At 70.0% G+C, this 6000-nt stretch carries 7 protein-coding genes; 4 read left to right on the top strand and 3 right to left on the bottom strand.

Annotation, left to right across the window (positions count from 1 at the left end; translation table 11 throughout):
- Positions 1-98: 98 nt before the first annotated feature.
- The 4 genes from L3X23_RS35830 (at position 99) to L3X23_RS01255 (ending at position 4070) form a co-directional block, all read left to right on the top strand.
- The gene (locus L3X23_RS35830) at positions 99-1067 is read left to right on the top strand and encodes an amidase family protein (protein ID WP_305080920.1); all 969 of its coding nucleotides are present in this window, start codon (positions 99-101) and stop codon (positions 1065-1067) included.
- Positions 1064-1564 carry a hypothetical protein gene (locus L3X23_RS01265; protein ID WP_237190078.1) on the top strand — a complete coding sequence of 167 codons (501 nt, stop codon included), beginning with the start codon at positions 1064-1066 and terminating at the stop codon, positions 1562-1564. The genes L3X23_RS35830 and L3X23_RS01265 overlap by 4 nt, the downstream gene beginning before the upstream one ends.
- Positions 1565-1587: 23 nt before the next feature.
- Positions 1588-2568 (top strand): tetrahydrofolate dehydrogenase/cyclohydrolase catalytic domain-containing protein, encoded by a 981-nt coding sequence (locus tag L3X23_RS01260; protein ID WP_237190077.1) that lies wholly within the window; start codon positions 1588-1590, stop codon positions 2566-2568.
- Between the two features lie 221 nt (positions 2569-2789).
- Positions 2790-4070: an IS256 family transposase gene (locus L3X23_RS01255; RefSeq protein ID WP_308116851.1), complete on the top strand. Its 1281-nt coding sequence runs from the start codon at positions 2790-2792 to the stop codon at positions 4068-4070.
- A 90-nt stretch (positions 4071-4160) separates the two neighbouring features.
- On the opposite strand, the gene L3X23_RS01250 is transcribed toward L3X23_RS01255, so the two are convergent.
- The 3 genes from L3X23_RS01250 to L3X23_RS01240 form a co-directional block, all read right to left on the bottom strand.
- Positions 4161-4583, bottom strand: a complete 423-nt coding sequence (locus L3X23_RS01250) for a helix-turn-helix domain-containing protein (RefSeq protein WP_308116850.1) — start codon at positions 4581-4583, stop codon at positions 4161-4163.
- A 112-nt stretch (positions 4584-4695) separates the two neighbouring features.
- Positions 4696-5166 (bottom strand): Hsp20/alpha crystallin family protein, encoded by a 471-nt coding sequence (locus L3X23_RS01245; protein ID WP_237190076.1) that lies wholly within the window; start codon positions 5164-5166, stop codon positions 4696-4698.
- Positions 5167-5645: 479 nt separating this feature from the next.
- Positions 5646-5864, bottom strand: a complete 219-nt coding sequence (locus L3X23_RS01240) for a hypothetical protein (RefSeq protein ID WP_237190075.1) — start codon at positions 5862-5864, stop codon at positions 5646-5648.
- Positions 5865-6000: the final 136 nt, after the last annotated feature.

The raw sequence follows: 6000 nt of genomic DNA, 5'->3' as shown, positions 1-6000 counted from the left end.
ACGCCCACCGCATCGACCCGTGGCTACGCGCTTTCGTCACCGACATCGCTCCGCGCGACGTCGCGTACGGGGCGGATGTGCACGGCAGCCTGGCGGGGATGCCGATCGCAGTGAAGGGTGCCCGCGGTCTGAGCAACCCACTGGCCCGCCGTCTGCAGCGAGCCGGTGCTGTACCGATCGGAGGCACCTCCGTGCCGCGCGGGGCGGGGTATCAGACCTGGGGGTACACCGACCGCGGCCCGACTCGGAACCCGTGGCGGCCCGACCTGTCTCCCGGCGGTTCCTCCGCAGGATCCGCTGCCGCCGTGGCGGCGGGGATCGTCGACCTGGCCACCGGCAGCGACGGGGCCGGCTCGTTGCGCATCCCCGCGGCCTGGTGCGGCATCTACGGATACAAGCCCACCTCAGGACCCGGCCGAGCCCCGGCGGTGCCGGGTGCCCTGTCCCGCGACCCCGCCCTCCTGCGCGCCTGGGCCGCCGCGGCGCTCGACCCGCTCCCGGCCGCGGACCCGATCAGGACCGCCGCGTGGTCGGTCGACCTCGGCTACGCCGAGCCCTGGCTTGACGACGAGGTCGTCGCGATCGCGCACGCCAGAGCCCGAGCCCTTCCCGTCCTACTGCACGGGACGGCAGGGCCGTGGCTGAGCGACCCACAGCGCGCGTGGACCACCGCCCGCGACCCCGGCGCCTCGGCGGCGGAGCTCGCTGCGGGTGACGCGCACACCGCGCGGAACCGGGCCAAGCTCGACGACCTGTTCACCGACGTCGACTTGCTGCTCACTCCCACCACGCCCGGGCGCCCGCACGGCCACGGCGGCCCGGGAGAGCATCTGAGCGTCGCGCTGACCTGGGCGTTCAACCTGACCGGGCACCCCGCCGCCTCCATCCCCGCCGGGTTCACCCGCGACGGCACACCGGTCGGGCTGCAGCTGATCGCCCGCCCGCACGCCGACACGGCCCTGCTGGAGTTCCTGGCCCGCTACTGTCCACCCGCAGAAGCCGCAGTGATCGACACTCGGGCCGGTACCGGTACCGGTACCGGGACCAGGACGGGAGGCCACCGATGACGAGCGCACACGCGCCGATCGTCGCCGCTGCGACCGCCCTGCTGAGCTGGTCTCACCGCCGCGGCGGCCGAGCCCGCACCCTCGTCCGGCTGCGCACCATCCGCACCGACACCGGTCTGGCGACAGCGGTGGTGGCCAGCGAGCTGCGCGACAACCCGCGGGGCCACGAGATCGGCTCGGACTTCGCCGCCCTGGCCAACACCGCGCTGCGACAGCTGATCCCCGCCGCGGTGCCCCCACAGGCGGTGGTCTGGTACGCCCACCACGGCGAGTTCTCCAGCTACGACCCCTCCGGTCCCGAGACACTGACGAAAATCGACCTGCGCTGGGACGGCGAGCACTACCTCGACCCCACGCCCACCGACCACCACCTGCTCAGCACCCACCAGCTCACCGAGTACAGCGCCCTGCTCCAGCTCGAACCCGTGGACGCCCTGCTGAGCCAGTGGACCTGGGACAGCGCCCCGATGCCCGGTCCGCGGCCTCCGGCTCGCTGAGCACCTCAAGGACGAGCGGCTGGATGAGCACAGAGCAGTACCGCGTACCCGGCCGCGCTATTCTGCGCGAGGTCGTCCAGGCATACCAGCCCTACCGCCAGATCGTCACCGACCAGCACACTCGCGCGCTCGTCCTTCGCTTCGACTCCGCATCCGGCGCCCCCGACGACTGGGCCCTCCGCATGGCCGCCTCCCAGGTCTCCGCCGAGCAGAAACAACGCACCTTCGAGCAGCTCGGCGTGAGCGCGGACATCCGGATCCTCGGCCCTGACACCGAGTGGGCCGAACTCGACGAGCAGCTGACCGAGGCCAACGAGACGCCGGAGATCGCGGCGGTCATCGTCCAGACCCCGCCCCCGCGGCACCTCGTCCCGCTGCTGGACCACATCGCCCCCGACAAGGACATCGACGCCCTGAGCAGCAACTCCCCACGTCTGGCGTGCGCGACCGCGGACGGCATCACCCGCATCGCCGCTCCCTACCTCGAACACGGAGCCACGAGCGCCGTCATCGGAAGCCGAGGCTTCGTCGGCTCCGGAGTGGCCACCCTCCTGCGCCGGGCCGGCCACCACCCCCTCGAACTCGACCAAGGCGACGACCTGCGTCAGGCACGCGACGTCGACGTCGTCATCTCCACTACCGGCCGCGGCGGCCTGCTCACCGCAGAACACCTGCACCGCGAGCACTTACTCGTCATCGACTCTGGATTCGTCCCCCACCCTTCCGGGGTGATCGGTGACGTGCACCCCAGCGCCACCCACCTCCCCCGCGCGATCACCCCCGTGCCCGGTGGGATCGGGCCAGTGGAGATGGCGACCCTCGCCGAACGGCTCACACAGCAAGTCGCCGCCCCAGACCTGGGATCGTGGCGTTACCTCGGCCCGACCCTGGACCACCCCGAACTACAACGCACCACCGCGACACTCGAAGTAGCAGCCCAACACGAGCGCGCCCTACAGATCGAAGGACCCAGCCGGGAACTCGGAATCGAGCACGATCCCTGAGCGCCCAGCAGAGCCCCCGCACAGGGGCTGGGCAGGACTTCTACTGATCGACCTGCCACACCTCCCAGACCTCCGAGGGCGGCGAGGTTCCGGACGCCGGTCCGTCGGACGCCGATAGCTCTCTGTATGCCCGGGGACTGTTTCAAGATCGGTGTTTTCGGCCCGACACGCCGGGCTGGGTTCCGGCGGGATGGGCACTGTGAGTGATGACATCGGATCTTGTGAGTCCACGCAAGGTTGAGTCCAAGCCGCCGAGGGAGCTCTCCCCGGAGCAGGCCGCTGCGGCGGCGATGGTGGCCGAGGCGAAGGCCCGCGGGCTGGCGTTGACCGGCCCGGATGGCTTGCTGAAGCTGTTCACGAAGAATGTGCTGGAAACCGCGTTGAACGAGGAGATGACCGAGCACCTCGGGCACGCCAAGAATCAAGCGGTCCCGGAACGGGATTCCACGAACGTGCGGAACGGGTCACGGTCGAAGACGGTGCTCTCGGACGCGGCCGGCGAAGTCGAGATCGACGTGCCGCGGGATCGGGAGAGCACCTTCGAGCCCCAGATCGTGAAGAAGCGCCAACGGCGCCTCACTGATGTGGATGAGATCGTGCTCTCGCTGTACGCGAAGGGGATGACCACCGGGGAGATCTCCGCGCATTTCGCCGACATCTACGGGGCGTCGGTGTCGAAAGAGACGATCTCACGGATCACCGACAAAGTCGTCGCCGAGATGAACGACTGGGCCGGCCGCCCGCTCGACGCGGTGTACGCGGCAGTGTTCATCGACGCCATCCACGTGAAGGTCCGGGACGGGCAGGTCGCCAACCGGCCGGTCTACGCCGCCATCGGGGTCACCGTGGACGGCTGCAAAGACGTGCTGGGTCTGTGGATGGGCGTGGGCGGCGAGGGCGCGAAGTTCTGGATGAGTGTGCTCGTGGACCTGAAGAACCGCGGTGTGCGCGACGTGCTGTTCCTGGTCTGCGACGGCCTCAAAGGCCTCCCGGAGGTCGTGGCGAACGTGTGGCCGCAGACCATCGTCCAGACATGTGTCGTGCACCTGGTCCGGAACACTTTCCGTCTGGTCGGCCGCCAGGACTGGGATGCGGTCAAACGGGACATCAAACTGATCTATGCGGCACCCGGCCCGAACGCCGCGCTCGTCGCCCTGGATGAACTCGAGAAGAAATGGGGTCGGAAGTACGGGGCGATGATCCGGCTCTGGCGCAACGCCTGGGAGGAGTTCATTCCGTTCCTGGACTACGACGTCGAGATCCGGAAGGTGATCTGCTCGACGAACGCGATCGAATCGCTCAACGCCCGCTACCGGCGGGCCGTCCGAGCACGAGGCCACTTTCCGACAGAGCAGGCCGCGATGAAGTGCCTGTATCTTGTGACCCGCAGCCTGGACCCGACCGGGACAGGCCGTGCCCGATGGACGATGCGCTGGAAGCCTGTGATCAACGCCTTCGCCATCACGTTCGGTGACCGCTGGCCGGGAGCCGAGACCTACTGAACACGACGCCGGAAACACCGATCACGAGACAGACCCTATGCCCGGTCCGCGCCGGACTCATTCTGGTCGTCGCGCAGGCTCGGTGTGGCTTCAGCGCGGCTCGCGGATGCGGCTGTTGAGTGCATCGATCTGGTGGTGCGCGGCGGCGAGCTCCTCGGTGCGGGTGTGGAGGGTGGCGCGGGTGGTGTCGAGCTCGGTGGTGGCGTGGTCTCGGGCATCGTCAGCGCGCTGCCGTGCCGCAGTGGTGTCGTCGAGGCGGTCCTCGAGGTCGAGGATGGTCTGGGCGGAGATCAGGGGGTGGCCGGTGTCGAGGAGCTCGCGCAGTCGTGCCGCCGTACGTAGCTGACGTCGGGAGTAGCGGCGGTGTCCGCCGTCGGTGCGGTGGGGGTGGAGGGCCCCGGCGGTGTCGAGGCTACGCAGGAAGGCAGGCTGGACGGCGAGGAGCTCGGCGGCCTGTCCCATCGAGATGGCCGGGTAGTCCTCGTCGTCCAGCCTGCGCAGGTTGTCGGTCAAGGGTTCTCGGTCTCCGGTCTCGTCATAGTCCTCCCGTGGTGCTGGTGGTCCCCTGCTGGTCCTCGACCTTTCGGCGCTGCGTGCGGGCCGGTCGGCCGGGCGTGAGCATGGCTCAGGTGCTCGAGGTCAGCTCGGGCTGCTCGATCCCGTCCTGCGCCGGGTCCGCGGCGAGGGTGGTGCGGCCGGTGTGGGGGTGGCTGATCTCGACTCGTCGTGGCTTGGCCCGTGCGGTGACCGGGATGGTGATCGTGAGGACCCCGTCGCGGTAGGTCGCGGTGAGGCGCTCGGTGTCGAGGTCGCGGCCGAGCATGAGGCGGCGGCCGAACGAGCCGCGGGGACGCTCTCGGGTCAGCCATTCCCCGCCCTCGTGCGGGGTGCTGCGCTCGGCGCGCACGGTCAGCGCGTTGCTCTCGACGGTGACGTCGATGGATCCGGGGTCGACGCCGGGCAGATCGAACGCCGCCACGAAGTGGTCGTCGAGCCGCTGGATGTCCATCGGCATGCCACCTGGCACACCGACCTGTGTCGCCACCCTGTCCAAGAGTCGGGCGGCGTCGGTGAAGGGCTCGTAGTTCAGCAGCATCGTGATCTCTCCTCTCGTGGTGCTGCTTACCAGAGGTGACGCACATATTTATAGCGGGCACTGCAGATTATCGCAACCCGCTGGTCTAGGGATCACGCACGCAACGGTCGGATGCGACCGGCTGCAGGGCTGGACGGGCCACACGGCCTCCACGGGAGGGATTCTGAGCCGCCAGCCGCCAGCCGCCAGCCGCCAGCCGCCAGCCGCCAGCCGCCAGCGGCGGCCTGACGCTGCCAGAAGTCGGCGAAGCGCCCACCCGCTGGTGCTCGCCGCCGGACAGCGTGCCGCCCGCCTTTCCGACGCGGGGTCGCCCAGCCCTCGGGCAGGCGCTCGACGAGCGGGCTGACCCGGGCCGGTTCCCCGCGGCGCGCCCGCCTATCGCCGGCGCCTGTCCATCGCCGCGGCCTGTCGGGGCCGACCGGGGGTCGCACTCGCCGGCTACCGCGGTGGCGGTGTCGGCTCGCCATCGGGTTCGGTCCTCAGGCGGACTCGAGTAGCCGGACCCAGATGCCGTTCTTCGTCTGCACGAGGTCGAGGTCGCTCCCGGCGAGGCAGGTCCCCGCGCGGCGGTGCGCGTCAAACAGGTCCGTGTCATCGAAGGTGTGACAGCACGTCCGGCAGTGGGCACGGTCCATGCCCGCCCAGCGTGCGCCGCAGCGTACGCAGTGCTGCTGCAGCAGCTCGGGTCGGTCTGGCATGGGCCGAACCCTACGGCGACCAGCAAGAGCGACAGGCGAAGAACACGCACCTCGCGCTCTGCGACGGAGCGGCGAGCCTTTGGTCCACGGCGTGGCCGCGGGTTGGGGCCGGACGTTCCCGACCACGGAGCTGCGC

The organism is Pseudonocardia sp. WMMC193 (assembly GCF_021728735.1).
Taxonomy (GTDB): domain Bacteria; phylum Actinomycetota; class Actinomycetes; order Mycobacteriales; family Pseudonocardiaceae; genus Pseudonocardia; species Pseudonocardia oroxyli.
The sequence above is the reverse complement of the archived record's forward strand: the minus strand, read 5'-3'. Positions and strand labels throughout refer to the sequence as shown.